Source organism: Mucilaginibacter rubeus, assembly GCF_003286415.2.
GTDB classification, from domain to species: domain Bacteria; phylum Bacteroidota; class Bacteroidia; order Sphingobacteriales; family Sphingobacteriaceae; genus Mucilaginibacter; species Mucilaginibacter rubeus_A.
Genome location: NZ_CP043450.1, coordinates 7447070 through 7473737, shown reverse-complemented (window position 1 = coordinate 7473737; position 26668 = coordinate 7447070). Strand labels below are relative to the sequence as shown.

Sequence of the window (26668 nt, the reverse complement as noted above, 5' to 3'; positions counted from 1 at the left end):
TCATTTTACTTCCGGGCCGCCCTTGCGGTCGTCAACAATAAAAAGTTTTTGCGCCGGCATCTCTACTTTAGGTAGCGTGCGGGCATTCATTATTTGATTGGCTTTAATGATCTTGTTCTCGTTCAGCAGCCAGGCGCAAAGGCTGTATACCTCATCATTGGTCAGCGAACCGGGCACGTTATAGGGCATTGCCCGGCGTACGTAATCAAACAAAGTAGTGGCATAAGGCCAGTAATTGCCTATAGTTTTGGTTTTACCACCGCCCACCACTAATGGCGGACCGGGTAGCTTCACTCCTTTAATTTCCTTACCATCAGCCCCGTGACAGGCTGCGCATTTATTTGTGTAAATTATCGCTCCATCAGCCACATTACCGCTCCCCTCTGGCAAACCTTTACCATCCGGACGTACATCAATATCCCATTTGGTTATATCCTGTTGGGTGGCAGTCTTACCGTAACCAAATGTTTGGGGCCATTTTTGCTTATTTTGATAAGAAAGCCAAAGCCAGATCACCATCCCAATTATGGTGATCCCCCCGAAAATCAGGGCATGGCTCCGCCTTAGCTTTAACTTTTTAAGCATGATAAAAGCTATTTTAGAATAATATCAGCGCTATAACCAGCGTAATGAAAATATTAAAGGTTTGTGCTATCAGGAACGCGTATAACGGCTTCTTGCTGTTCCTGTTAAACAGATCGGCAAAGTTGGTTTCCAGGCCAATACTGGTAAAGGCGAGGGCGAACCATAGTCCCTGCAAGTTCTTTAAACTATCCTTAACCGTAGCAGCAGCCGATGGCGGCAGAAAGAACGAGAACAGCAGTGAAGCACCTATAAAACCCAATACAAATTTGGGGAAACGCTCCCAAATCACTTTAAGTGTTGGTTTGGTTTCTTTATCATTTGCCGATGGGTGCTTGGTATAAGTCCAGTAAATAGAGATAGCAAAAGCCGCCAGGCCAAGTAATACATTTTGCGAGAATTTAACGATGGTGCTAATCTTCAATGCAACCTCGCCAACCAATGATCCCGATGCCACAACCGCGCCGGTGGTGTCAATACTGCCGCCCAGCCATGCACCGGTTACCGGTTCCGAAAATTTGAAATAATGAGCGATGATGGGCATGAAGATCATCATCGGGATAGCCGTGATCAACACCATGGATATTACATACGAAAGCTTTTTTGAGTCGCCTTTGATGGCACCCGCTGTAGCTATAGCCGCAGATACACCACAAATGGATACCGCGCTTGATATCATCATGGCCATTTCATCATCAACCTTAAGCTTTTTGCAAGTCCAGTAAGCAAAGTACCAAACGGAGGTTACAACCAGTAGCGCTTGTATCAAACCCAAAGATCCTGCTTTTAAAATATCGCCAAAAATTACGCTGGTACCTAACAATACCAGGCCTACTTTTACAAACAACTCAGTTGAAAGTGATGACTTTAACCATTCCGGTAGTTTAATAAAATTGCTGATGAGCAACCCCAAAACCAAACTGAATATTACAGCCTCAAGGTTAAGTGACTTAGCCTGGCTACTTCCAGCAAGCACAAGCGCCAGTATGGTTACTACATAAACCAGTGGAAAACCTAAAGCATAATTCTTAACAGATTTGCCGGTTATAAATGCGCCTATACCGCCAATAATGGCTACAAATACAAATTGTAAAAGTATTTTAACCAGGTTTGCGGAACCCAGTACAGTTCCGGTTAAGTCGGCACTGGTTTTCCAGCCGAAAGTTGGGACAGGTAAAAGCAGACCTGCCAGCGACAGGATAATGATCAAAGAACCTAAAATAACTACTGCCCAGTCTTCGTGCAGGGTTAGTTTAGTAGTGGTGGTTGACATAATTGAGTTTTTATAGTGTGATAATATGTTATGATTTTATGCTGATGTTAAAAACATCTTTTAATGCACGTTTGGCCGAATGATAGCCGCACATGCCATGTACTCCCCCACCCGGAGGTGTGGATGACGAACAGATATAAATGCCCTTTGCCGATGTACGATAAGGCGAGCGCCGCAAAACCGGCCTGGTAAATAACTGGCCAATGTCGATAACGCCACCGTTAATATCCCCGCCAATGTAGTTGGGATTATAATTCTCCAATTGCCGGGTGTTAAATGTATGCCTTCCAATAATTCGGTCACGAAAACCAGGTGCGAAACGTTCTACCTGTTTCTCTATGATATCTGTCATATCTTTACTTGATCCGTTAGGAACATGGCAGTATGCCCAGGCCGTATGTTTACCTTCGGGTGCACGTGTACTATCAAAAAGGCTTTGCTGGGCCAATAACACAAATGGTTTTTCCGGGTGTAAACCTTCCCAGATCTGTTGTTCCCCAACTGCAATTTCGTTTAAAGTACCGCCGATATGCACCGTTCCGGCTTGCTTTGCCCCCTCTGCTTTAAATGGCACAACGCCGTCAAGCGCCCAGTCTACCTTAAAAACCCCCATACCGTAACGGTACCGTTCAAGTTGCCACTTATACAGCGATGAAAACTTATGCCCGGCAATTTGCAGCAGTTGTTTCGGCGTGATATCAAACAATACCGCGTTAGCCGATGGCAGCTGATCAAAAGCGGTGACATAAGTGTTAGTTTCTATCTTCCCGCCAATTGATATAAAATATGATGCCAGCGCATCCGCTATTTTCACCGAGCCTCCTTTAGGTACCGGCCAGCCTTTTAAATGTCCGTTAGCCATCAACACCAAAGCAATAGCCGATGTAGTAAGGTTGGTTAATGGCTGAATACTATGCGCGGCCATACCTGCCAAAAGCCCTTTGGCCTCTTCGGTTTTAAACTTTTTGGCGAGGTGAGTTGATGATGTCAGTGCATCCAGTCCAAAAATTGCCAGATCAACCGGGTGTTTCGGAAACGTAAGCGGTCCTAATACATCAGCAGCCAAACCTGGCCATGATTTTACCAGGTGCGCCATCAGTTTAATGTAGGCATCTCTATCCCCGCCAAGCAAATCAGCAGTTTCAATGATCGACTTTTTAAGCACCGCGGCAGTTCCGTTATCGAAAGGGTGCGCCGCCGCAACCTCCGGATAAATATATTCCAGGCCGTGCTCATACAGGGGCAGCGTTTCAAAAAATGGCGATCCGGCAGCCAGCGGGTGAATTGCCGAGCAAACGTCATGTTTAAAACCGGGCAGCGTAAGTTCTTCGGTCCGTAAGCCGCCGCCTATTTTGTCCTTCCCTTCCAGCAATAAAACCGAAAGCCCATGCTGCTGCAATAATATGGCCGCTGCAAGGCCGTTTGGCCCCGAGCCTACTATCACTGCATCATAATCACGTTTTTCCGGTTTCATCTGGTATCTGTTTTTAGTATTTGCCCGCCACCAATTTGCTATCGGTAAGCGCGTATGGACGGTTTACGCGGTCAAGCACAATATACACATCATTTTTCTTGTCGTCCTTGCCGGTCAACACAATGTGCGATCCCGTTGCATCTGCGTTGTAACTTAACACCATGTGCGCACGTTTACGTTTATCTTTTAGCTCTTCGGGCACACCACGCTGCCGGCGGGTTGATTGTGCCGCCGGATCAATAGCCGTTACCTCGTTACGGATGTTTGCTTTTGCCTCGGCGGGGATAAATGATTTGGCCAGTTTGTTATCGCCGGCTTTCTCTCCGCCGCGATTGCCACGCTTCCCCTTCCGTTTGCTAAACTCCGGCAGCTTATCCTGCAGGTAAAGTACCTTGTTCACGGTATCGGCATCGTAATAAAATACCCTTTTACCTCCGGCTACGCCTGTAAGCTCGAAGTTACGGTTGATATCGCGCATAGCGGCACCACCACCATTAGATAAGTCGAGATTTAATGGCTTATTAACATTAAAGGTTAAGGACGACCATTTCTCGAACGTTACTCCCTGCCAGCGCACCGAATCTAAAGGAGAATAAGGTATATCCTGTCCGTTGAGCTTAAATTCACTCACATTATAATTACCTCTCAACTGTTTTATACCGCTTGTAGCCGGTTGTTTGTAAGGATCATATTTAAAATTCACATACTGCAAATAGTACAGCCAAACCAGGAATATGCCAATAGTACCGGTCTTTAAAACGATGCGTGTAACGATAAGCCATTTCTGGTTAATTTCCGGGATCAAAACCGGGGGAACGGTAAAACGCTCTCTGATAAGCAGGTTATAAACCGGTACAATATCGTACCATAATAAAAACGCCGAGAACAATACAAAATATGAAGCATACACATGCACTCCGCCATCATAGGCAAAGTTTACATAAGTGATATCGCCCAAAGCTCCCAATAGCAACACTGCGCCAAAAGTGGTGGTTTTGCGAAAGAACAGCATGGTGCCCGCAGCCAGCTCCACAACACCGGCAAACACCTGGTACCAGGGCACAATGCCTACCGAAAGCCAGTAGATCTTTTGCGCTGTCAAATCGCCGAAATGCGTGTTAAGTACACCTAATGAAGGATAAGGCATTTGAACCGGGAACAGCTTTGTAAAGCCGAACCCGATTATGCCTATACCTGCCCTGTACCGCACCACCACGCGCAGCCAGTAATACAGGTTATGATATTGCTTGTTTTTGTTATCAAGCGCAGTCCAGATAAGACCGCCCACGATACCGATAACAAGCGCTTCAACCCAATCAATATAGCCTAACAGGTTATACGCCGGGGTTTGAAATTTGTAAATGCTTGGCGAAAACCGCGCTATGTCATATAAGTCGCGGTAATGCAGATGGAACCAGTTAATGGTCACCAGGTTATTCCACCACTCGGCAGTGGTTGGGATACACATGATAATGAAAAAGATGAAAGCGATACGGAAAGCTACACGCTGGGTAGCAGTCCATTCCTTCTGTGCGCCGGTATCAGTTACCGGGGCAGCTTGCCGGGGTTTACTTTCGGGTACAACATTGCCCACCTGTTTGGTGTCGGGGTTTATTACTGTTGTTGCCATGATAAATATCTTTTAAAGGTTTATAGCTTAAAGTTTAAGTGCCTTGCTCCTGCCCTGGGCCGCTTCCTGCAGCAGGTATTTTTTGTTAATCCTGTCCAGCTGCACATAAACAGAGTCCTTGTTATGATCAACACCTGTCAGGATAATAGTGCCGTTTTCAGGTTTGGTATAATGCAGCGTAAACTGATCGGCCTTATAATTGCTGTTCCTGTTTTTGAGCAGCAAAACCTGTTTTACCGTATCGGCAACATAGCTGTAATAAGCCCGGCCGGTAGTACCGTCAAGTTCATATTTACGATCATCGTTGTTTTTGCTGATCTCTTCGGTGGTAGCAGCATCGGCTTTATATCTTTTTAACGAACCTATGCTGATGGTGTTCCATTTCTCAAAAACAACATCGTTCCAGCGGGTGGTATCGGTCTGCGAGTACGGCAGTTGTCTACTGTTGACCCTGAAATCACTCACATTATACAAACCGGCAGTACCGGCTAACCCTTTAGCTTTTGGGTACTGGTAGATATCATGATGATAAGCCGCGTAAGTTTTATATCCGTACAGAAACACGAAAAAGAAAATAAACAGGCTTTTTAACACCAAACGAGATGTACGCCATTGCCCGTTTAATGAAATTTTTACTGTATTTGGCGCCGTTGGTTTACGCAGGGCTACCAGGTTATAAATCCGTTGGATATCGTAAACAGTAAGGAACAAAGCGATGTTGATGAGGTAAAGCGCGTAAATTGCTTCGCCGCCATCATAAGCTATATTGGAGATAAACACATTACCCGTAAATACCAGGATAATGATAGCACCGAGTGTCGCGGTTTTACGGAACAGCAGCAATACGCCAACTATTATCTCCACCAAACCCAAAAATGATTCATAACCCGGCACTATACCCAGGCTTAACGAGAAAAGTTTCCAACGGTCAAAATCCCCATAAGATGTATTTAGATTGCTTATAGATGGAAGTGGTGATTGTAAAGGAAAGAACTTGATAAAACCATAAGTGATGATTCCGATAGCCAGGCGGTAACGCAAAATCACCCTTAACCAATAGTACAGCTTATTATGGTTTTCGCTCTTTTTATCGCGAATGCTCCATACGATAGCGCCTATCAATGCGATACCTGCTATGAACGCCCAATCGGCAAGAGTGCCTATGCCCCATGTGCCTGGTGTGCTGCTGCCAGATATAAATTGCGGCGTGTAACGGCTGATGTAAAAAATATCGCCAAAGCCGAGACTGCCCCATTGAATGCGGAACAGGTTGCCGAAGTACTTCCAATCAAGCGGAAGGGCCTGCAGCACAAAGTAAATGAAGAAGAACCGAAAAGCCCCCTTTTCGTATTCCTTCCATTTAGTTTGGTTGGTGGTTAATGTGCTCATTGTTTTATGTTTTTAAATTGATTTAGAAGACGCCGGGGGCAGGTTCGAACTGCCGTACAAGGTTTTGCAGACCTCAACTTAGCCACTCAGTCACCCGGCTTTATGTCCTTGTTAATACCCGGGGTTCTGCGTTAAGGCAGGGTCAACATTCAGCTGATCTACCGGGATAGGCAAAATATTTTTCGTGGCGTCTGTTACGCCCAATACGGCTGCCGCCCTGCCGGTGCGCACCAAATCAAACCAGCGGTGACCTTCTAAAGCGAACTCAATACGGCGCTCGTTTTCAATGGCCAGCAAAATATCGGCTTGTGAAACCGCTGTTGTTGCTGTTAAGCCTGCGCGGTCACGTACAGCGTTCAAATCAATCCGGGCATCGGCAAGCTTATTAAGCTGTGCACGCGCTTCCGAGCGGATCAGGTATTCTTCGGCAATCCTGATGATATAAGCCGGATCTGTTGCCGGGCTGCGGTAATAAAGGTTGCCATACCATAAACCTGCAGATGTTTTAGCCACCAAAGCACTCCGGTTACCTCCTATGGTAGCGTCGTTTACCAATGCTAAAAACGCGGCGTTAGGCGCCCATTGGCGGGTACCGCTATTAGCAGGCGGCTGCCATTGCCCACGGTGACCATTGGTATAAGTAGCACTGTAAGCCAGTTCAAACACCGATTCTTTAGTACCTACCGCATTGTTGGCAAACCACGCGCTGTAAGGCTTTAACAGCGAATAATTCTGCGTATCGCCCAATACCAGCGTAGCATAGTTTTCGGCATTAGTCCAGTCTTTTTGGTACAGGTAGTACCTTGCCTTTAAGGCGTAAACTGTTTCTTTATTGGCCCTTACCGGGTTTTGCGAAGTTGGTAGCGGCAACAATGGTTCGGCAGTATTCAGGTCGCTAAGTACCTGTGCATAAGTTTGCTCAAGCGTGCTGCGTTTGATGCCATTTTTATCTGTAGCCGATATGGTTGGCGTGGTCACTATCTGTACACCACCCCAGGTACGGGCAAGGTCAAAGTAGCATAAGGCCCGGATGAAGTACGCTTCGCCTAACAGTTGGTTTCTTTCGGCTGTTGTCAGGGTAGCATCAGTAACGCCGGGTAATTTGGCAATTACATAGTTTGCACGGTTTATGGTTGTGTAAATAGCCAGCCAAATACCTGATACTGTGGCGTTATCAGCCTTTACATTATGGTCAATAAACTGTTGCACTATAGATTGTGAGCCTGTCCATTGGATATTATCGCCTGATAAATAACCTACCGAAACAAAGTTTACGCCATAGTAGTTATCGGCAGATAATGCCCTGTAAATACCGCGCACCGCGGTTTCGGCAGATGCACGATCAACAATGGTTTGTGAGTCAGATACGGAATCTTTAGGCTGAACCTCCAGGAATTTTTTGCAGGAAGCCAGCGTCACAAGCGACAGAACCGGGATTGTATATTTTAAAGTTTTAAGTAATTTCATGATCGTTGCCCTCCTTATAAAGTAATATTTACACCTAACTGAACTGAGCGTGGCTGTGGTGGTGTACCCAGGTCAATACCCTGTACATCCTGTCCGCCGCCTACGTTAGCCTCCGGATCGGGCCCTGTGTATTTGGTGAACAATAACAGGTTACTACCCACCACGTAAATACGCAGCGACTGAATGTCAATTTTTTGAGTAAGCGCTTTTGGCAGCGTATAACCAAGGCTCAATGATTTAAGGCGAATAAAGGAACCGTCCTCCAGGAAGCGGCTGTTTTGTTCAAGCGTATAGTTGTTGCCATAGGCAGTTAAGCGTGGCACATCGGTAATATCGCCTGGCTTTTGCCACCTGTTTAACTGACTGGCAAATATTACACGGTTAGCATCGCGAGTACCGCCACCTTCGCCAAAAAAGCGGTTCAGGTTAAGCACTTTGTTACCTTCTTCAAAGCTGAACAGGAAGCTGGCATCAAAACCTTTGTAAGTAATGGTGTTGCTTAAGCCACCAAAGTATTTAGGCAGGGCATTGCCAACTATCTGGCGGTCCGCAGTGTTAATCACACCATCTTTGTTAACGTCCTCGAATATGGCGTTACCCGTTTGCGGATCGACACCTAACTGTTTATACATCCAGAACGAGAACATAGAGTAGCCCTGCTGCATCCTGATCCAGTCGCGGCTGTACTGGTTAATTGGTACCGGCAGCGATTTAATTTTATTAACGTTGCCTGAGATATTGAAACTGCTGCTCCAGCTAAAATCTTTTGTTTTGATATTGTTTGAGCTGATGCTTACCTCGTAGCCCTTGTTGCTTATTTTACCTACGTTGCTGTAATAAGTGCTGTAGCCGGTAATCTCCGGAACGGGTAATTGCAGCAGTACATCGCTGGTTTGTTTAGAGTACAGGTCGACAGACAGGTTCAGGTGATTGTTCAGCAAACCGAGGTCGAAGCCTACGTTGGCCTGCGCAGTGCGCTCCCATTTCAGGTTTGGATTAGCCAACTGCTGCGGCGCGGTACCGGCTTTATCGCCTCCGGTGGTATTATCAGGATACCCCGCACCACCGCTCCATAAACCTTGCGCCGCGAAGTTGTTGATACCAGCCTGGTTACCGGTAACACCGTAGCTTGCACGCAGTTTAAGATCGCTGATTGAGTTTACATCTTTCAAAAAGCTTTCTTCCTTAGCACGCCATGAAGCACCTACCGATGGAAAATACCCCCATTTATTATTGACACCGAATTTTGATGAACCATCGGCACGGGCACTCACTTCTAAATAATACTTGCTGGCATAGTTGTATGAAATACGCGAGAAGTATGAAGATAAGTTAGCCTTTGTCCAGGTTTGGTTAGCCGTACGGGTTGAAGCCGATGAAATATCGGTGTAGGCATTATTAGGGAAACCTGTACCCTGTGCCGATGTAAGTTGAATAATATTGCTTTGCAGCGTATTACCGGCAACTACATCCAAAGTATGTTTTTCGCCAAACAGGTGATGATAGTTTAAGGTTTGTTCGTTGATCCATGCGGTGCTTTGGGTTATGGCCGATGTAGCCAGACCATTGGTTGGCGATGCACCTAACTGCGTTTTATCGTTCCAGTATTCAGATTCGTTGTAGTTGTTATAATCAACACTCCAGCTTGAGCGGAATTTCAGTCCTTTCAAAATCTCAATATCAGCATAAACATTGCCGATGTAGCGCAAGCTCGTGGTATGTACGTTGTAGTTATCAATCAGCACCTGCAGGTTATCAAAGCCTGCGTAGCGTGCAGGTGTGCCATCCGGATTGGTTTCGGGCAGATAGGTTGGTGTATGCAAAGCCGACTGGAACAAACCACCCGCCGGGCCATCGCCTGAGCGGGCCTGGTTGCGGTACGAGCGCGAAATGCTGTTGCTTGTACCTACCTGTACCCTATCGCTGATGCGTTGATCAAGGTTTACTTTAAAACCAAGGCGACTAAAATCAATTGGCTTAATATCAGCCTGCTGTTTAGTATAACCCGCCCCTATATAATATTTGGTATCCTTTGAACCACCTTCTAAAGACAGGTCATAGTTAGCCAGGTTACCTGTGCGGAATAATTCGCTCAAACGGTCGTAGGTATTTTGCTGCGATGGTAAGCCCCTTGGTGCCGGTGAAGCTGTAGGGTTATCGTCAGTTGCACGGAAGGGTTGATATTGATAAGTTTTAATCCCCGCCGCGTTACCCGCCGCAATGGCATCAGCCTCAGAGTTACGGTAAAACTCATTTACAATCTCGGCGTGCTGAGGGCCGGTTGTCAACTTCCAAAGCCTGCCTTTTGGCTGCCAGGCTAAACCCTGCGAAACATTGAAGTTAATTTTAGGCCTGCTGTTATAATTACCGCGTTTGGTAGTAACAATAACAACACCATTAGCGCCACGCGAGCCATAAATAGCTGTAGCACTGGCATCTTTTAAAACCTCTATATTCTCGATGTCATCCGGGTTAATGTCGGCAATTGGCGATGTAGCCCTGCCGCCTGTGTTTACCGTTTGCAAGCTGGTGTTATTTAAAAACACCCCATCAACTATATACAGCGGATCATTACTGGCGTTGATTGACGTAGTACCACGCACGCGGATAAATATTCCATCGCCAGGTACACCGGTATTTGAATTGATCTGTACGCCGGATGCCTTACCTTGTAACTGCGCGTCAAAGCTGGCAACGGGAGTTTTCTTTACTTCATCGGCCTTTATGGTTGATACCGAGCTGATAAGATCTTTACGGGTTTTGGTACCGTAGCCAACTACCACTACATCATTAAGCTGCTGCGGAATTGGCTTCAGGTAAATTTCAACAGGGCTGCCGTTGACAACTATTTCCTGCTGATCATAACCAATAAAACGAACGATTAATGTATAAGGAAATTTCTGACCGGTTACAAAATCAAAACGGCCTTCGGCACTGGTTGAAACGGCGTGTGTTGTGCCTTTAATTGATACTACCGCCCCCGGAAGTACATCCCGGGTGGCAGCATCAAATACACGTCCTTTTAAAATGGAATTAACGGTTGCAGGCGGCTCCTGCTGGGCCACTGCCGCAAACGGGAAAAAGAACAGAAGCAGGAAAATATATTTGAAAAGTACAGTTGTGTTTTTACGGATAAATATTTCCATATTTAACGAGGTTAAAATAAATGTTCAATGCGTTTAGTTTAGCTCAGATGCAAACAGGCGGAGTGATTGGCGTTACGTAGCCGGTTTGTCATTGCTACACCGGCAAGGCTTCCTTGCCGGTTATTTTTTAATAGGGGGGTATAGTTTTAGTTCATATGCTGTGTTAAGGTACCTTACAAATTCAATCATTTTTTTCATAGCGATGCAGGGCCGGTTTGTTAACCTGCTATAATTAATTTCACGAACAGATAGCGTTATTTACAACAACTGCACATACATGCTTTTGGAGAAGCGTGCATTAATTGTGCGTGTTCAGGAAGTACTTTGGTGGTGGTAAAAAAAGTGTTCATCACTCTTGTTTTTTTATTAGTACGGCGACAAACATAGAAATTAAAAAATAAACTACCAAATCTATAGACTATATATTTAATTTGTTACAATTGTTACATTTATCAACCAATAACAAACGTTTGCGTTGCTGCCTGTGCACGTTTGGCTTACTAATACATTATTTTAGAGGAGACCTTTTCTGATGTATTGAACTCGATATGAAGAAGTACGCATTCCTTGTTTATTATATTTTGCTTGCCACAGGCACATTTGCCCAATCAACAAAGCATGATATGCACTTTGATACACTTGCCAGCCGCTGGGATGAGGCTATTCCATTGGGTAATGGTATGCTTGGCGCGCTGATATGGCAAAAATCGGATCATTTACGTTTTTCGCTCGACAGGGCCGATATATGGGACATGCGCCCGATGAAGGGATTACACAGGCAGGAGTTTAACTATCAATGGGTTATTGACCACGTGAATAGAAAAGACTATGCTCCCGTGCAAAAGTATTTTGATGAGCCCTATGATAATGAGCCCGCACCGTCAAAGATTCCGGCAGGGGCATTGGAATTCAACACAGGTAGCTGGGGAAAGGTGGTATCTGTTAATTTACGTTTGGCAGATGCGCTTTGCCGGGTGGAATGGGCTAATCACGCTGTTCTTAAAACATATATTCATGCTACCGCGCCGGTTGGCTGGTTCCAGTTTGAAAATATCAATACCGACATTGTGCCGCAAATAATTGCGCCGAGGTATCAGGGAGAAGTAAAAGTATCCGGCGATCCGGTTGGAGGCGATGACCTTTCGAGGCTTGGCTATCCGCAGGGAAACATTACAAAACACGGGAATAACATTACCTACATACAAAAAGGATGGAATGGTTTTACTTACCAAATTAATGTAAGCTGGCACAAAAAAGGCCTTCATACTATTGAAGGAGTATGGAGCATTTCCTCTCAATATCCAAATCAAAGAAAAAATGTTATCGCTACGGTTACCAACGGGAAAGCTTTAACAAGAGGGTATGATAATGATTATGCTTCGCACAGCAGCTGGTGGAAAAAGTTCTGGAGTAAATCGGCCATTCATATTCCGGATACCCTGCTCGAAAAACAATGGTATCTTGAACAGTATAAATTTGGCGCTGCTTCAAGAACCGGGGCTCCCCCTATCTCGCTCCAGGCCGTGTGGACTGCCGATAACGGGCGCTTACCGCCATGGAAAGGTGATTTTCATCATGACCTCAACACCCAGTTGAGCTACTGGCCGGGCTACAGCGCAAACCATCTGGATGAGAGCATGGCATACCTTGATCATCTTGATCAAAACAAGGCCAACTACAAACGGTATACAAAAATGTACTTCGGCAAAGACGGCCTTGCAGTACCCGGCGTTACCACACTTGATGGTACCGAAATGGGAGGCTGGATCCAGTATTCGCTCTCTCCCACAGTATCCTCATGGCTGGCACAGCATTATTACCTGCAATGGCGGTACAGTATGGACAGAGATTTTTTACAGCACAGGGCTTATCCCTGGGTTAAGGATGTGGCTAAGTTTATTGAAAACATAACGGTGTTGGATAGCACCGGCCATCGTAAGCTCCCCATCAGTTCCAGCCCCGAAATTAATGATAATGACATTACCGCCTGGTTTCACCAAAACACCAATTACGACCTGTCGCTTATGAAATTTATTTTCAAAGCTGCAACTGAAATGGCTGATGAATTAGGCCTTAAAGCTGAAGCTTCGCACTGGGAAAAAATTGGTTCGGAGTATGGTGACTTTGCCCTAACCAATGCCAATGAACTGATGTTTGCCCCGGGAATGCCCTACAATCAATCTCACCGCCACTTTTCTAACATGATGAGCATTCATCCTTTAGGCCTCATCAAGTGGGAAGATGGGCCGAAAGCACAATCAATAATCAATAACTCTATCCATCTGCTTGATAGTATAGGGCCTGCCTATTGGTGCGGTTACTCTTACTCCTGGCTTGCAAATATGAAAGCACGGGCTAAAGATGGTGAGGGCGCATTGAAGGACCTTAATATTTTTGCTAAGGCGTTTTGTTCTGTTAACAGTTTCCACCTTAACGGCGATCAAACCAAATCAGGATATTCCCGGTATCAATACCGCCCTTTTACACTCGAAGGCAATTTTGCATTTGCATCCGGGCTACAGGAAATGCTTATTCAAAGTTATGCCGGATTTATTGAGGTAATGCCTGCTGTACCTGCAGCATGGCAAAATGTGGCATTTGAAAACCTACGGGCTGAAGGAGCTTTCCTGGTAAGCGTTAAGAAAGCAGAAGGACAGATTTCAGAAATAACCATCGCTTCAGAAAAAGGAGGTAAAACCAAATTAAAACTGCCGTTTAAAACGTGGTTTACCAACGCCCGGGAAAATGTGGAGGCAGATCAATTGGAACCTGGCTTTTTAAATCTCAGTTTTAAGCCGGGTGCTGTTATTACTATAAAGAATGGGTTCGAGTAAAAGGAGTAACCAAATGTCTCCCGGTTTTATTATCCTCCTGTTAATTATTGGTAGCTTTATGATTTTCAATATCAAACGTTTGCGCAACATTTAAAAGTAAAACGGGTGAGCTATAAAGGCCGATTTAGACTCCTACTTTACTCACAGCATTTAATCAAGCCTCTGGGTACCTGGCTTAAAAAATACCCGGAAAATGGTACCCACGTCTGGCTTGCTTTCTACTACAATATACCCTCCCTGCGATTCGATCTGCGTTTTAACAAGGAACAAACCAACCCCATGGGCCCCTGGCCTGTGCGTAAATGTTTTATACAAACCAAATATTTTGCTGCCATAGCGTTTAAGATCTATACCGATACCGTTGTCCTGGTACTCCAGGATCACACAATTTTTTTCCTCATCCAAATAGGTACTAATCAGCACTTCCGGCTTCTCATGTTCTTTCTTGTATTTAATAGAATTACTGATCAGGTTCATTAAAATGCTGTCGAGGTACAGCCGCGGAAAAAATACGGCCGGCACAATAAAATCGGTTTCAATATCAGCTTCATGCAGGTCCAACTCTGCCCGCATCACAGATAGCACATTCTCCGTAATTTCTTCAAAGCGCAGCAGTTCCGATTCAATTACATTCTCGTTTACCTTAATAATACCTGAGATCTGTTCGATGGTTGCTATCAGGTTATCGGAAACGGTTGTTACTTTATCAAGCAGATCGGCATGGTAGGCATCCAGCTTACTACGGTCTGCCAGCCCGGTAAGCATCATAATATTGTACGCGTGTGTTCGGAGATTATGGGTCAGGATGTGCGCAAAACCACTCAACTGCTGATGGCGCTGTTTCAATAGATGATGCGAGGCTTCCTCGGCCCGATATTTATCGATTTCTACCAGGCTCCCTTTTATCTTAACAACGGTATCGTTCTCGAAAACCGCGCTTCCGGAAAAACGTACCCAAATTATTTTACCCTTAGCAGTTACCAGCTCCAGTTCGAGGTCCCAGGGTGCTCCTGATCGAGATGCTTCAGTTATGGCCGTTTCCAAAGTCCCAAGAAATGGCTCTCTAAAAAAACTTAAGAGATAAGATTTATCCAGTCGCGACTCATTTGAAATATCAAGTATGTCAAATATGGTGTCGGACCAACTGTCACTATGGTTTACCGCATCATGTTCCCAACTCCCTTCACGGGGCAGGTAGTCCGGTTTATCCTGTGGAAAAGCCCGTAAAGGCTGCATTCCGGCATCATCATAGTGATCCATATCCAATCAGTTTATAAGTATTGCAAAATAACCATTAATATGATTATTGGATAAAATACTGATAATTACAACAAATAGTTTTAAAATATAATCATTTACCCGGCATAATTTCCCAATTCCGCTATAAAATGCCATTTTCCGGATGTTTATTTTTTGTTTAAATTCAGCATTAAAATCATAATAATGAAATTGAGATATCTTGCTGCGCTGCTATTGTTTACTATAATTAGCTGTAAAATGAGCAGAGCTGCAAATGCGGCTGGGATTACCGATACTTTAGGCACGAAGATCCAGACTATTAACTACCAATTGAAAGCATCGGGCGAAGACACCGCGACTTTTGAAGATGGACTGATGCCATGGATTAGCCTGGACCATCCCGAAAAACAGATAGACAGCCTGATTGGTGCCAATGAAGTAGTGCTTCCTTATAAAAAAGTCACTTTGATTATAGACTATCCGCTAACCAGGCAAGCCGTTTTGGAGATCAGCTCTCAAACCGAAAACTTTACCAGAAAAGACCTGATCCTGGCTATTAGCAAAAAATATCACGAGATATATGAAGAGGAAACAAAAACGACTCAAGCAAAAGTTGTCCCTCCCGACCAGCGAAACGGCCTGATAAACCGGAATGAAACCGATGGTAAATACGGCATTTGCTGTCATGATCTTACCGATCTCGACCTCGGTTCTGTTGAGGTTTACAAGGGCATTAATGATAAAATATACCTCATATTGGAAGTTGAATCATGACCAGGATGGTAAAAACACTTTTAACAAATACTTAACATCGGCCTATTAATTTCGAACCATGAAAAAGCTCATCTCTTTACCGCTCGCTATTATTGTAATCCTATTTTTTGCGTCATGGGGCAAAACAGGGCATTTTGCTGTAGGCCGCATTGCCGAGAAACATCTTTCCGTAAAAGCTAAAGCTGGTATCCGGGAGTTGATTGGCGATACATCGCTGGCTGAAATCAGCGTTTATGCTGACGAATTAAGAATGCAGGATGCTTATAAATATACCACGCCGTTTCATTATATCAATCTGCCCCTCGGCCTTAACCGTGATAAATTTAATACTGCCGTCATAGAGCAAACCCAAAGCAATGTGTATTCGGCACTGAGCAAATTCAGTCTTGACCTCATAGAACCGGGTAAAAGCCATGAAGAAAAAGTAATGGCCCTAAAAATGATCGTTCATTTGGTAGGCGACCTGCACCAGCCTATGCACGTGAGCAGGGCCGAAGATCAGGGTGGCAATACCATCATGGTATCGTTTCTTGGCAAACCCGGTAATCTGCATGGCCTGTGGGATAGCGGACTTATTGAACACACCGGCCTGAACGATGTTGAACTGGCCAAAAAAGTAGATCATGCTACCGACAGCCAGATCAGCGCCTGGCAACAGGATGATATCCTCACCTGGATGTATGAAAGTTACCAGGCCAGCAGCCAGCTTTACCGCGATGCCCAAAAAACACCAGACTTTAATGAAGCTTATTATCGCACGCACATGCCACTGGTTGAAAGCAGGCTCGAAAAAGCCGGCATCCGCTTAGCAGGTATTCTGAATGAAGCCTTTAGCGGTGGCCCTTATAAGATCATTCCGCCGCCGGCCGTAATGGAGTTGCATTAAGACTTATTCCGTTTTGAACTGCGGATGCAATACGATCTGGGCAGCCATAGCTGATAAATCCTGACCGGTAAATGCACCCGCGCCATCAAAATCAAAGTGGTGGGCAGTGTGTACGGTAATAGTTCCGAGGGAGCCATCCGGTGGCAGATCAACAGATCTCGCCTGTTCCCGGTTCAGCCAATCTTCTGCTTTGTCGACGGCATAAATTTTAAAGGTATTGGGTTGTGTCTGCGGTTCAAACCTTAACAGTTGCTGACTTTGGCCAACCCTGATTTCAAATGGTTTCATAAGTGTTTTGATCAATTAATGAACGGCCTCTTGTTATTGCTTCCAACAGGCCGCTTAATTATGGTTTGATCACCTCGAAGAAATAATACACCATCATCTCCACAAAAAAACGATACTATATTGGCTGATATTAGTTTGTTACCGCTACGCTTTTTTTATACCTTCGCCGTCCGCAAATTTTTATCGTTTTATCCCTCCTGTTATGAAGAAGTTTTTATACGGCATCGATTTTGGGACAACCAACTCGGCCCTTGCTATTTACGACGAAGAAACGAAAGAAATAAGCAATACAATCATTATCCCGTCGCTCATTTATTTCTACCCGCAGTCGGGCCCGGGCAATACGCCAAATTATGTTGTGGGCGAAGAAGCGATAACAGCCTACCTTAATGATAACATGAAGGGGCGCTTTATCAAATCGGTAAAACAGATCCTGTCCAGAAGTAGTTTTATAGAAACCCGTATCCAGGGCAAGAAATATAACGCGTCCGAACTCGTAGCGATCATTTTAAAAGAACTGAAAAGTCGCGCAGATGAACTGACAGGGCAAGACTGTAAAAAAGCCATCATCGGCCGTCCCGTTTTTTTTGATGACGATGACACGAAGAAAGACACCCTGGCACAAACACGACTTAATAAAGCCGTTGGGCTTGCCGGTTTTGAAGAGATCCGTTTTCAGTTTGAGCCTATCGGCGCAGCTTTTGCCTATGAAAAAAGCCTCGAAAAAAAGGAAAATGTATTAGTAGCCGACCTTGGTGGCGGTACTACGGATTTCACTTATTTAGTTCTTGACCCCGACAAAACCGGCAGTAAAGACCGGCAGAACGATATCCTGGCCAATGGCGGTATTTATATTGGCGGGGATAGCTTTGACTCGGCATTTATGTGGGACAAAGGCACTCCGTACTTTGGTAAAAACACGCAGTATGAAGCCACCCCGGGTAAGGTATTAACTGTACCCAAATCGCTGTTTGCCAATATCTGCTCGTGGGAACAAATGAACTTTTTTAATAGCCTGCGTATCCAGAAGGACATAGAGGATTACTACTATTTTTCGGGCAATGATCCGCAATTTAAAAACCTCATTACCCTCATTGAGAATAACCTGGGCTATTCGGTATTTCAATCTATAGAAGAAACAAAGATCAGGCTTACAACCGCCAGCGCGGCTAAGTTTAGCTACCGTAAAATGGATATCCGCATTGATGAAGAAATATCATTAGCCGACTATGAACTGATCATCGCTAAAGATGTAAACCGCATTGCCAACTACCTCGATGAGTTTCTGTCAAAAAACAACATCGATCCGGCTAATATCGACAGCCTGTTTTTAACCGGCGGTACATCACTGGTGGGCAGCATTCAAAAGCTGTTCAAAAACCGCTTTCCTCATATCCGGCTAAATTCGGGAGATAATTTCAAGAGTGTCGCCAAAGGATTGGCTTATAGCGGATACCTTTTCGCCGAATAATCTGCAATAAAAGCATCAAAATAAAGCAATGGCCGGAGCAATACTCCGGCCATTGCTTTTAATAGCTTAGTCAATAAGTGGCAGCAAGTCTATCAAATCATTGATAACCGCGTCTGGCTTGGCCGAAAGCAATTGCTCTTCGGTATGGGCTCCCGTAGTTATCCCGATATTTAGGCTGCAACCGGCATTTTGGCCTTCTTCAATATCGATGATCGAGTCGCCTACTTTAGCTACTTCGCTTCCATTGGTGATACCAAATTTATCCATAGCAAAAAGGATCATATCAGGGTTCGGCCTGTTTTTGCTCACATCCGAAGCGGTAACAAGGGCATCAAAGTCAACACCTTCTTTCCATCCTAATTTATCGATGATTGATTGTGCAGTTGCCCTATCGTAACCTGTATCCAACACGGCATAAATATTACGCTGTTTCAATGCCGAAAAAAGGGCTAAAGCATTATTTTGCGGCAGGATATCGGCAGTAGCGTAGGCTGTTGTAAGCTGCTCCATAAAATTCTCAAAAATCTGTCCAATCAGTTCTTCATCGGTATTATTAGCGTAAACAGCCAAAACCGATCTGATGGCCTGCTTTTTTTCTTTACCGGCACCTTCGGTTAGTACCTGGTCAAGGTTAAAATCAAACCCAGCCTCATTAATAGCTTTCTGAAGGGTTTTATATACCAGGTTATCTTCGTTAACTGTTGTACCGGCCATATCAAAAACGACCATTTTTAGATTATGCTTCATTTTAATATTCTTTTAAAATTCATGTTTAATTAATAACGACGCCCACGCGCACCGGTTTGCTTTCGGTGGCGTAACGGAAAGCATTGTCGACTTCGTTGAGGGTAAATTCCTTTTCTACCAGTTGTTCAAAAGGGTATTTGCGATAGTTGTTTTCAATAAAAACGGCGGCCTTTAAAAAGTCGTCATAATTATAGTTATGCAACCCTTTTATTCCGAGCACACGGCGAACAATCAGCTGCGCGTCGACAGGTACGGGAGCAGCCGGAAATACAGCGCCTATCCAAATGGCGCTGCCACCAAGTGCAAGCGATTCAACACCGGCTTTCATCGCTTCAGGATGTCCTGTCATGTCAAACACCAGGTCGACATCGGGCCATATAAAACGCCCTGTATCATTGTTTTTTGCAAAGGTATATATTTCATCGGCGCCGAATTTTGGCCCCCAGGCCAGACGTAATTCATCATTATCAATAAGCCCTACCCATTTGGCTCCTGCTTCCCGGCACATGGATACGCAGGATATCCCCAGCAGCCCCGCGCCAAAAACAAGCACGCTTTTACCGGCTATATCACCGGCAACCCTTAACGCGCCTGCTACCGTTGCATGCGCACAACTAATGGTAGCTGCAACCTTTAGCGGAATTTCCGGAGATATTTTCAGAAAAGCTGTATTTGGCCGTAATACACAATAATCGGCAAGGCCGCCATTGAACAGGTCGTGGGTTGAGGCCTGGGCATGTCCATACTTAAATAACTGTTCGCTTTTTTGAGGCAGATCAGGTCTTGGCGCTTCAATGCCCGGCGGCACCGTGAAAATAGACCAGGTAACCCGGTCGCCTACGGCAACAGTTTCGCCCCTCATATCCTTTACTGTTTCCCCTTGTGGTAGCCATAGTATATCGCCTGCAATTTCATGGCCTAAAACTACCTCATCGGGTTCTTTACGGTGACCGCAAAAAGTGTGAATATCACTGCCGCAAAGCGTGGTATAACGGTTTCTGACCAATATCGATTCCTTGTCAAGGAAGATATTTCCCTCAACCGTGCGAAAAGGCTTTCCAGGCCCTTCAAACACTATAGCTTTGCCCGGCGGGAAGTTTGGTGTTTCTTTGAACATGGGGTTTTAATTTTGATTTAAAATATAAATGACCGAATACCATCAGCAGCATCCCGGCTATACCAAGGAAGGTGCACATTTGTAAAAAGAGTGATAATACGGAATCGGTGGTATGTGTAAAATACCGTAAAAGCATCAACCCGATGTAGCCCGTGTACCCAACCGAGTCAACCACATACATCAGGAAACTAACCGTTGCACACTCGCGTGTAATAGCGATGAGCCGCTCAAAAATAACCGCGTGCACAGCTACATAGGGCAGATAAACACCCAGGCCAACCAATACCATAAACGTAAATTTTCCCATACCGCCATATAAACCGGCAAGGGCCAGCAGCAGGATCAGAAAACCGGTAAAACTGGTGAGCATGGAAAGACTGAACGCCCGGTAATGATTTTTGATAAGTACAGTAAGGCCCGTAACTACAATAACACAAAATGAAACTATCAACTCGGAAGTTGTGAACAGTTGCGGTGTTTGCTTATAGCCAAGGCCTGCCCATAATTCAACGGCAAAATCGGCCCTTACACTACGCAGCAAGGTAACAAACAGGTAAACAGCTATAATGGCCAGTAAGCCCGGCGCGTATTTATTAAAAAAGTGCCACCTGTCGGCACCTGTCATTGGCTCCCTTGCCGAACGTGAACTTACGTCAGTAACAGTAGGCCGCGGCACACAGGCCAGCATGATAATAAACAATAGTGCCGGCAACATAAACACCAGTCCGGCGACAAAGGGCATCCAGTTTTCGTTAACACCCACGGTTAACAAAAAAGCCCCTACCGATTTTGATACCCCATCCGACAGGATAAAGCTTGCGCAAAGCCCGGCAATTAAAAATTCGGTTTGTTTACGTCCTTCTAAAAAGCTGAGCACCAAACCAAATATCACACCTAAGGGTAAACCGTTTAATAACATGAAAGTTAAATTCCAGGGGCGGGGAACCAATGCAAAAAGCAACAGCATCAGCTCGGCGAAACCTATCAACATGATGATAGCGCGGATGCGCCTTGCGGGCCTTATTTCCGAAACGAATTTAATACCCACCCATTTTGCCAGTACATAGCCTATGGTTTGGGCAATGATCATCCCAAACTTGTAACTTAAGCCCCATAAACCGGCATCAGCAAACGCCGCCGCCGTGTAGGGTTTCCGGTAGCCGTACATGCAAAAATAAGTACCAAACGCCGCGATCAACGACCATGCAGGATTGGCAAATACCTTTTTTAACCTTTCGGAGTTATTCTGAAAAGACATTTAATTGGCTTAAGGTGTCAATGTTTAGCAAAACTAAACAAAGTTTAACAAGCCAATGAATTGTAAATATTAAATTTATGTTATTAATTCATTCTCAATATCTCTTAAAAAGGATCAACGGACTTAACAAAACGTATACATCCATCAGAATAAGAACTTTTGCGTTTGTTTATTCCCCGCTGAAATAACACCCACTATTTGTAGCAATAATCCGTTTTTCTACATTTGTGTGGCTGCCATCTTAGCTGTTTTTTTCAGGAGGAGGATGCCTTTCGATCCCAATTAAGCCAATAATAACCCCATAAAGCACACTCTTAAATAATGTAAAATGGCTACAGATCCATTTAAAATAACCATCCACATGGTATCAAGTCTTGATGGCTATATTGCCAGAAAAGACAACAGCATTTCATGGTTTGAAACATCCGATAGCTACGAAAAAGGAGTTACCGTTACCCAAGAGGAAGCAGCGGAGTTTCTTAAAAAGATAGATTGCTACATCATGGGCTCCCATACCTATGAGCTCGCGCTGGAGCTTTCAAAATCATACGGGTGGGTTTACGGCGATGTACCTACAATAGTATTAACCCACAGGAATCTCCCGGTTGAAAGACAAAATGTTGAAATTTATTCGGGAGACCTGGAAATACTCGTAGACGAAAAGCTAAAACCAAACTATAAAAATGTCTGGCTCGTTGGCGGCGCTGAGCTTACCAAAGATTTCATTCGTTTAAACCTGGCCGATGAAATAAGGCAATCCATTTTACCGATTATTCTGGGGGGCGGAACACCCTTTTTTGACGAGATAGGGCAAGAACAAGCCCTGCACTTAAGCAACGTAACCGCCTACAAAAACGGAATGGTGGAACTGTGCTATGAAATAAAAAAATAGCAGTTTTTTTCCGGGAAGGGTTGTATCAGCAAGACGAGTAATTCAAAGATCTATAACATAAAAAAGCGCTTTAGTAAAAAACTAAAGCGCTTTTTTATGCCAGTTACGGCCAATATTAATACTCGGTAGCGCCGATGTCAAACGCGGTACCTGAAGGACGCACAGCGTTATAATAATCAAATTTCACGCCGTATGATAAAACATTTGTTCCTTTATTAATAAGCGGCGACGATGATTGCAAATGGAAATTGTCTGCGCCGTAATTTACAAACTTGCAGGTATTTACGTCTGCGTTAACATAATTAGTTGCCGCTGTTAGTTTAACGCCGGTACTTTTTCTGATGATAGCCTGTACCGATGCTGATTGTATAAATACGTTGTTAATAACAGTATTCATAGGGATAGTTTCAGAATTTAGCTTTATTCCCCCTAATACCGAACCAATGATGGTATTGTTGATAAACTGGAAATTTTTCCCCGGTGTATACCTTGAATCTGCAAAAATGCCGTACGATTTTGAGTTTATAATATAGTTGTTAAACACTACGTTATCTCCCCAGCCTAAAACGATAATACCATCGCCAGGAGCATTTTTAACCAGGTTATTATAACATTTGCCTCCGGTACCTTCACCTATCTGGATCCCGTTATCCTGGTATGCAGAAAATGGGCTTCTTCCCGGATTTTTAACGATGTTGCTGTAGATCTCGCAGCCAGAGGTAGCGCTGCCAACTTGGATACCTTCAGAACCTGTTGAATCAACCAGGTTTTTATAGATTTTAGCATTTATTACATCATGTGGCAAAACAGTGCCGCATGACGTTGAAACACCATCCTGGTAAAATGAATTTCCTATATAAAGACCTTCGCCCCCGGTTTTATGAACATAGTTATCATGAATAAAAACGTTTTTCATCACAAACCTGCCCCGCTGAGTTGCAAGATCGCATGTAGGATCTGTTTTTGCCATGATACCTGCAAAACCACTGTTACGCACCTCAACCGCTGCAATTTCAAAATCTGTACTCAGGTCATCCATGGTCATGCCGATGTTGCCGCCATTTACATCAAAGCCATACTTGATTGTTGATACCCCATTGCCCATAACCTTAAAGTATTGACAATTTTGGGTTTTAAACGCGTATGACGCCGTGGTTTCGGTAGTAAAAGATACCCTGCCGCCTTTGTTAACGATTATAATGGGGGCAGCGGCTGTTCCTTTAAGATTTTTAAGCAGCAAAGAACCCCGTTTACCTGCCGGAACATATATGGTTGCCCCTGCCGGGATCTTGGTGCCGTCAACCATCCAGTCGGTGGTTTTAACGGTGTAAGTGTAAGTACTTACTGCAGTAGTTGCTAAACTTTGTTGCGCATTAACCTGCTCCGGGATAGCCGCTACCGGCTTTTCAATTTTGTTTACGCTTTTGGAACATCTGGCAAAGCATGCTACAATGAGCAAAGCGGCTGCCATGCGAATGAAGGAATTGTTATTTCTCATTAAAAGAGCTTCTAAATATGTTTTAATTAAAAAGGTATTGATAGTCAACTTGCCCCTGCAGCGCAGAACCGGTTGTTATACGCTATACTTTCAGGTTTTGTTGCCAGGTCAATTACCACTATAAGTTTTACATACCAAAACACACTTAAAATCAAATAGTTACAAATTATCTTTTACCCAGCCGCGCAGCCTGTTTATAGCTTCATAAAGCACACCGGCTTCCCCTCTGAAATCGCCGGAGCCTTTCGCTTCACCCGTTCTCACATCGTACCACTCAAAAAAACCTTTATTTTTCAGCACCCGGTCAATCATTGGGCTCAATTCGGTATAAGCTTCATTAACCATATTATTTTCAATTAACGGAGCTATCATTCGCCCGCCAAACCATGTCCAGTCACCTCCGTTTTGGTAAGTGTATGGTGGGATATTTGGAAATTGTTCAAGAGGGTATGGCGGATAAACGGTAAGGCCGATGGTAGCATACTTTTCTTTAGAAGCTGCTTTCAGAAACTGGTTATTGATAGCAATGATCTCCTTTGGCGTATTCAGGCCCGCCTTCACAGCGCATATAGTGCCGCCGAGATAAAGGATCTGTTTCTCATTAAACGAAGGTGGAAATGGCGAGCCATCAAGATAGATATGTGGGATATATTTACCAGCCTTTGTATCCCACAGGTAATGCCTCGTTCTTAGTTTCAAACCGATGGCTAAATCCCCCCAATATTTGCTTGCCTTATAACCGGCTGGCTTCATAGCCAGAAAATCATGTATGGCCAGCAAAAACATCGCATTATCATAAATATCAATGGCCCATTTTGTTTTATCATTGACTGCAACGCCCCAACCTTTCTGCGTTTGTACATCGCCCCAGTCAACAGTAGTAGCACCGATAACCAAATTATACTTTGCCGACCAGCGGTATTTCAGGATGTAGTTCATCGCATCTTCCATGCGTTGTGTTACTGTCCGGCCGCCTATGGTATCAGTTAAAATGCTTTTATCGCCGGTAATATCAATATACTTTTTAACCGCCTGGATCAACGATGACTCCTGGTCGGTTTCCACGGTATTTTTATGAATAGCCCAGCCGGGGGCCAGTTCCGAGTATAAATACTGGTAACCTCCGTTTGCCTGATCTTTATGGATAGCGCCGTCGGGAATATTGCCGTCTTTACCCTGAATTTTAAAAAACAGCAACAGCTTTTCTTTAACCTCATCCCTGCTATGAACCTTTAAAGAGCCTTCAATAAATGTATTAAAATCGCGGATCCAGATTTCGCCGTATGAAGTACCCGCGGTAAAGCCGGTTAACAAACGTAAAGCACGGGCCTCTACTGTATCCAGGCGGCTATCGCTCATAATTTTGTTTGCCAGCTCCTTGTCGGATACGCGGTTTTGCGCTAACAAGATTCCCGGGATAGTAATTGCAACAGATAATAGGATTGATCTTAATAGGTTCATCGATAGTAATAATCAGGTAAATTTATTAGTAATAATCAACTTTCTTCCCAATAAAAATCGAGGCTTCGGTTAAACAACAAACAACTATTTGTATGAACATTTAGTATCAAAGCCCTCAAATATTATTTAAATACGAGAAATTAGCCCTTAACAATTAAGTTAATCCTGGCACCCAGTTTTTCCATGCCAAACAATCAGCTACATTGTATATATCAAATTAAAAACATCAGCTTAAACCATGTAAATACATGGCTTAGCTTTTTATTATCTTTACCGCATTAAACTCATTAAGGTTAGTAAAGCCACTATGAAATTATCTATCGACCACAAGAGCCCTGTGCCTCTGCATATCCAAGCCGAGCAGTTGCTTCGCGAACTGATTAAAGACCCTGCCTACCAGGCAGGCAAGCTACTGCCCAATGAAGTTGAGCTGGCCAAAAAGCTGGCTATATCCCGCACCACACTGCGCCAGGCTATTAATAAATTGGTTTATGACGAGCTGCTGATCCGTAAAAAAGGCTTCGGCACCAAGGTTGCCAGTTCCAAAATCAGTTCAAAATCTATGAACTGGCTCAGCTTTTCGCAGGAAATGAAAGCGAGGGGCATCAACGTAAAAAATTACGAGCTGCATGTGAGTTGGGTATTTCCAGATGAGAGTACTGCCAGCTTTTTTGATATCAGTACTGATAAAAAAATTGTAAAAATGGAACGGTTACGCGGCAGCAGCGATAATCCCTTTGTTTATTTCATATCTTATTTTCATCCGCGAATAGGCCTTACGGGCGAAGAAGATTTTAAGCGCCCGCTTTATGAAATGCTTGAGGATGAATATTCTACCGTAGCAAACCTGTCAAAAGAAGAGATCAGTGCTATTGAAGCTAATAAATTTATAGCCGATAAGCTTGAAATTGAAAACGGCGGCCCGGTTTTATTCAGAAAAAGGTTTGTTTATGACCAGGGCGAGCGCCCTATGGAGTATAATCTGGGCTATTACAAAGCCGAAAGTTTTGTATACACCGTTGAAAGCAGAAGGACCTGATCCGGTTTTGTAAAGCTTCTGTTATAAATCGTTGCAAATTATCCATAAACCGACTGTCATTTATAGCAGAATACCAATAAAAGTAAAATTTTCATATTAAGATGACAATAATTGTACGGATTACACGTATATTTGTACCGTCATGTGAATAGCTGACAGGCAGCGACTCCGGTTCGACCCCGGGTTTACATCTCTTCTCATAA

General features: G+C 44.2%; 20 protein-coding genes and 1 tRNA gene. 6 read left to right on the top strand and 15 right to left on the bottom strand.

Going from position 1 to position 26668, the window contains the following annotated elements:
• From DEO27_RS30725 to DEO27_RS30690, 8 genes are all read right to left on the bottom strand, one after another.
• The gene (locus DEO27_RS30725) at nucleotides 1-585 is read right to left on the bottom strand and encodes a c-type cytochrome (protein ID WP_112573087.1); all 585 of its coding nucleotides are present in this window, start codon (nucleotides 583-585) and stop codon (nucleotides 1-3) included.
• A gap of 13 nt (nucleotides 586-598) precedes the next feature.
• Nucleotides 599-1855 carry a YeiH family protein gene (locus DEO27_RS30720; RefSeq protein ID WP_112573085.1) on the bottom strand — a complete coding sequence of 419 codons (1257 nt, stop codon included), beginning with the start codon at nucleotides 1853-1855 and terminating at the stop codon, nucleotides 599-601.
• Between the two features lie 28 nt (nucleotides 1856-1883).
• Entirely contained in the window at nucleotides 1884-3329 is a 1446-nt protein-coding gene (locus DEO27_RS30715) for a phytoene desaturase family protein (RefSeq protein ID WP_112573083.1), read from the bottom strand.
• A gap of 13 nt (nucleotides 3330-3342) precedes the next feature.
• Complete coding sequence (locus tag DEO27_RS30710; RefSeq protein ID WP_112573081.1) at nucleotides 3343-4959, bottom strand: hypothetical protein; 1617 nt, start codon at nucleotides 4957-4959, stop codon at nucleotides 3343-3345.
• 27 nt (nucleotides 4960-4986) lie between these two features.
• A complete protein-coding gene (locus tag DEO27_RS30705) occupies nucleotides 4987-6348 on the bottom strand; it encodes a DoxX family protein (RefSeq protein WP_112573079.1) in 1362 nt (453 codons plus the stop codon).
• A 29-nt stretch (nucleotides 6349-6377) separates the two neighbouring features.
• Nucleotides 6378-6448 (bottom strand) — tRNA-Cys (locus DEO27_RS30700).
• A gap of 11 nt (nucleotides 6449-6459) precedes the next feature.
• A complete protein-coding gene (locus DEO27_RS30695; protein WP_112573077.1) occupies nucleotides 6460-7815 on the bottom strand; it encodes a RagB/SusD family nutrient uptake outer membrane protein in 1356 nt (451 codons plus the stop codon).
• Between the two features lie 14 nt (nucleotides 7816-7829).
• Entirely contained in the window at nucleotides 7830-10961 is a 3132-nt protein-coding gene (locus tag DEO27_RS30690; RefSeq protein ID WP_112573075.1) for a SusC/RagA family TonB-linked outer membrane protein, read from the bottom strand.
• Nucleotides 10962-11509: 548 nt separating this feature from the next.
• Between DEO27_RS30690 and DEO27_RS30685 the strand changes: the two genes are divergently transcribed.
• A complete protein-coding gene (locus DEO27_RS30685) occupies nucleotides 11510-13795 on the top strand; it encodes a glycosyl hydrolase family 95 catalytic domain-containing protein (protein ID WP_112573073.1) in 2286 nt (761 codons plus the stop codon).
• Nucleotides 13796-13945: 150 nt separating this feature from the next.
• Here the strand turns inward: DEO27_RS30685 and DEO27_RS30680 are convergent, their stop codons facing one another.
• On the bottom strand, nucleotides 13946-15055 hold the full coding sequence (locus tag DEO27_RS30680) for a sensor histidine kinase (RefSeq protein ID WP_112573071.1): 1110 nt from the start codon (nucleotides 15053-15055) through the stop codon (nucleotides 13946-13948).
• A 237-nt stretch (nucleotides 15056-15292) separates the two neighbouring features.
• On the opposite strand from DEO27_RS30680, the gene DEO27_RS30675 reads away from it, so the two are divergent.
• Both DEO27_RS30675 and DEO27_RS30670 read left to right on the top strand, forming a co-directional pair.
• Nucleotides 15293-15808 carry a hypothetical protein gene (locus tag DEO27_RS30675; RefSeq protein WP_146750061.1) on the top strand — a complete coding sequence of 172 codons (516 nt, stop codon included), beginning with the start codon at nucleotides 15293-15295 and terminating at the stop codon, nucleotides 15806-15808.
• A gap of 58 nt (nucleotides 15809-15866) precedes the next feature.
• Complete coding sequence (locus DEO27_RS30670; protein WP_112573066.1) at nucleotides 15867-16694, top strand: S1/P1 nuclease; 828 nt, start codon at nucleotides 15867-15869, stop codon at nucleotides 16692-16694.
• A gap of 3 nt (nucleotides 16695-16697) precedes the next feature.
• Here DEO27_RS30670 and DEO27_RS30665 read toward each other — a convergent pair whose 3' ends face one another.
• Complete coding sequence (locus DEO27_RS30665) at nucleotides 16698-16982, bottom strand: hypothetical protein (protein WP_112573064.1); 285 nt, start codon at nucleotides 16980-16982, stop codon at nucleotides 16698-16700.
• A gap of 202 nt (nucleotides 16983-17184) precedes the next feature.
• Between DEO27_RS30665 and DEO27_RS30660 the strand changes: the two genes are divergently transcribed.
• Nucleotides 17185-18453, top strand: a complete 1269-nt coding sequence (locus tag DEO27_RS30660) for an Hsp70 family protein (RefSeq protein WP_112573062.1) — start codon at nucleotides 17185-17187, stop codon at nucleotides 18451-18453.
• Between the two features lie 66 nt (nucleotides 18454-18519).
• On the opposite strand, the gene DEO27_RS30655 is transcribed toward DEO27_RS30660, so the two are convergent.
• Genes DEO27_RS30655 through DEO27_RS30645 form a run of 3 tightly spaced genes read right to left on the bottom strand, consistent with a single transcriptional unit; the run spans nucleotide 18520 to nucleotide 21575 of the window.
• On the bottom strand, nucleotides 18520-19200 hold the full coding sequence (locus DEO27_RS30655; protein WP_112573060.1) for an HAD hydrolase-like protein: 681 nt from the start codon (nucleotides 19198-19200) through the stop codon (nucleotides 18520-18522).
• A 25-nt stretch (nucleotides 19201-19225) separates the two neighbouring features.
• Nucleotides 19226-20317 (bottom strand): zinc-binding dehydrogenase, encoded by a 1092-nt coding sequence (locus DEO27_RS30650; protein WP_112573058.1) that lies wholly within the window; start codon nucleotides 20315-20317, stop codon nucleotides 19226-19228.
• Nucleotides 20268-21575 carry a DUF5690 family protein gene (locus DEO27_RS30645; RefSeq protein WP_112573056.1) on the bottom strand — a complete coding sequence of 436 codons (1308 nt, stop codon included), beginning with the start codon at nucleotides 21573-21575 and terminating at the stop codon, nucleotides 20268-20270. Before DEO27_RS30645 ends, DEO27_RS30650 begins: the two co-directional genes overlap by 50 nt.
• A gap of 328 nt (nucleotides 21576-21903) precedes the next feature.
• Here DEO27_RS30645 and DEO27_RS30640 point away from each other — a divergent pair, with 328 nt between their 5' ends.
• On the top strand, nucleotides 21904-22467 hold the full coding sequence (locus DEO27_RS30640) for a dihydrofolate reductase family protein (RefSeq protein WP_112573054.1): 564 nt from the start codon (nucleotides 21904-21906) through the stop codon (nucleotides 22465-22467).
• A gap of 115 nt (nucleotides 22468-22582) precedes the next feature.
• Here the strand turns inward: DEO27_RS30640 and DEO27_RS30635 are convergent, their stop codons facing one another.
• Together DEO27_RS30635 and DEO27_RS30630 are read right to left on the bottom strand one after the other, a co-directional pair.
• The gene (locus DEO27_RS30635) at nucleotides 22583-23965 is read right to left on the bottom strand and encodes a right-handed parallel beta-helix repeat-containing protein (RefSeq protein WP_112573052.1); all 1383 of its coding nucleotides are present in this window, start codon (nucleotides 23963-23965) and stop codon (nucleotides 22583-22585) included.
• Nucleotides 23966-24124: 159 nt separating this feature from the next.
• Entirely contained in the window at nucleotides 24125-25426 is a 1302-nt protein-coding gene (locus DEO27_RS30630; protein WP_112573050.1) for a hypothetical protein, read from the bottom strand.
• Between the two features lie 307 nt (nucleotides 25427-25733).
• Here DEO27_RS30630 and DEO27_RS30625 point away from each other — a divergent pair, with 307 nt between their 5' ends.
• Complete coding sequence (locus tag DEO27_RS30625; protein WP_112573048.1) at nucleotides 25734-26465, top strand: GntR family transcriptional regulator; 732 nt, start codon at nucleotides 25734-25736, stop codon at nucleotides 26463-26465.
• Nucleotides 26466-26668 lie beyond the last annotated feature (203 nt).

What these genes read in the sequence shown, in the direction of transcription:
- DEO27_RS30695 (WP_112573077.1), bottom strand. Translation starts at nt 7,815, where the DNA reads ATGAAATTACTTAAAACTTTAAAATATACAATCCCGGTTCTGTCGCTT.
- DEO27_RS30685 (WP_112573073.1), top strand. Translation starts at nt 11,510, where the DNA reads ATGAAGAAGTACGCATTCCTTGTTTATTATATTTTGCTTGCCACAGGC.
- DEO27_RS30665 (WP_112573064.1), bottom strand. Translation starts at nt 16,982, where the DNA reads ATGAAACCATTTGAAATCAGGGTTGGCCAAAGTCAGCAACTGTTAAGG.
- DEO27_RS30650 (WP_112573058.1), bottom strand. Translation starts at nt 20,317, where the DNA reads ATGTTCAAAGAAACACCAAACTTCCCGCCGGGCAAAGCTATAGTGTTT.
- DEO27_RS30725 (WP_112573087.1), bottom strand. Translation starts at nt 585, where the DNA reads ATGCTTAAAAAGTTAAAGCTAAGGCGGAGCCATGCCCTGATTTTCGGG.
- DEO27_RS30655 (WP_112573060.1), bottom strand. Translation starts at nt 19,200, where the DNA reads ATGAAGCATAATCTAAAAATGGTCGTTTTTGATATGGCCGGTACAACA.
- DEO27_RS30635 (WP_112573052.1), bottom strand. Translation starts at nt 23,965, where the DNA reads ATGAGAAATAACAATTCCTTCATTCGCATGGCAGCCGCTTTGCTCATT.
- DEO27_RS30645 (WP_112573056.1), bottom strand. Translation starts at nt 21,575, where the DNA reads ATGTCTTTTCAGAATAACTCCGAAAGGTTAAAAAAGGTATTTGCCAAT.
- DEO27_RS30670 (WP_112573066.1), top strand. Translation starts at nt 15,867, where the DNA reads ATGAAAAAGCTCATCTCTTTACCGCTCGCTATTATTGTAATCCTATTT.
- DEO27_RS30640 (WP_112573054.1), top strand. Translation starts at nt 21,904, where the DNA reads ATGGCTACAGATCCATTTAAAATAACCATCCACATGGTATCAAGTCTT.
- DEO27_RS30630 (WP_112573050.1), bottom strand. Translation starts at nt 25,426, where the DNA reads ATGAACCTATTAAGATCAATCCTATTATCTGTTGCAATTACTATCCCG.
- DEO27_RS30675 (WP_146750061.1), top strand. Translation starts at nt 15,293, where the DNA reads ATGAGCAGAGCTGCAAATGCGGCTGGGATTACCGATACTTTAGGCACG.
- DEO27_RS30715 (WP_112573083.1), bottom strand. Translation starts at nt 3,329, where the DNA reads ATGAAACCGGAAAAACGTGATTATGATGCAGTGATAGTAGGCTCGGGG.
- DEO27_RS30720 (WP_112573085.1), bottom strand. Translation starts at nt 1,855, where the DNA reads ATGTCAACCACCACTACTAAACTAACCCTGCACGAAGACTGGGCAGTA.
- DEO27_RS30680 (WP_112573071.1), bottom strand. Translation starts at nt 15,055, where the DNA reads ATGGATCACTATGATGATGCCGGAATGCAGCCTTTACGGGCTTTTCCA.
- DEO27_RS30710 (WP_112573081.1), bottom strand. Translation starts at nt 4,959, where the DNA reads ATGGCAACAACAGTAATAAACCCCGACACCAAACAGGTGGGCAATGTT.
- DEO27_RS30660 (WP_112573062.1), top strand. Translation starts at nt 17,185, where the DNA reads ATGAAGAAGTTTTTATACGGCATCGATTTTGGGACAACCAACTCGGCC.
- DEO27_RS30705 (WP_112573079.1), bottom strand. Translation starts at nt 6,348, where the DNA reads ATGAGCACATTAACCACCAACCAAACTAAATGGAAGGAATACGAAAAG.
- DEO27_RS30690 (WP_112573075.1), bottom strand. Translation starts at nt 10,961, where the DNA reads ATGGAAATATTTATCCGTAAAAACACAACTGTACTTTTCAAATATATT.
- DEO27_RS30625 (WP_112573048.1), top strand. Translation starts at nt 25,734, where the DNA reads ATGAAATTATCTATCGACCACAAGAGCCCTGTGCCTCTGCATATCCAA.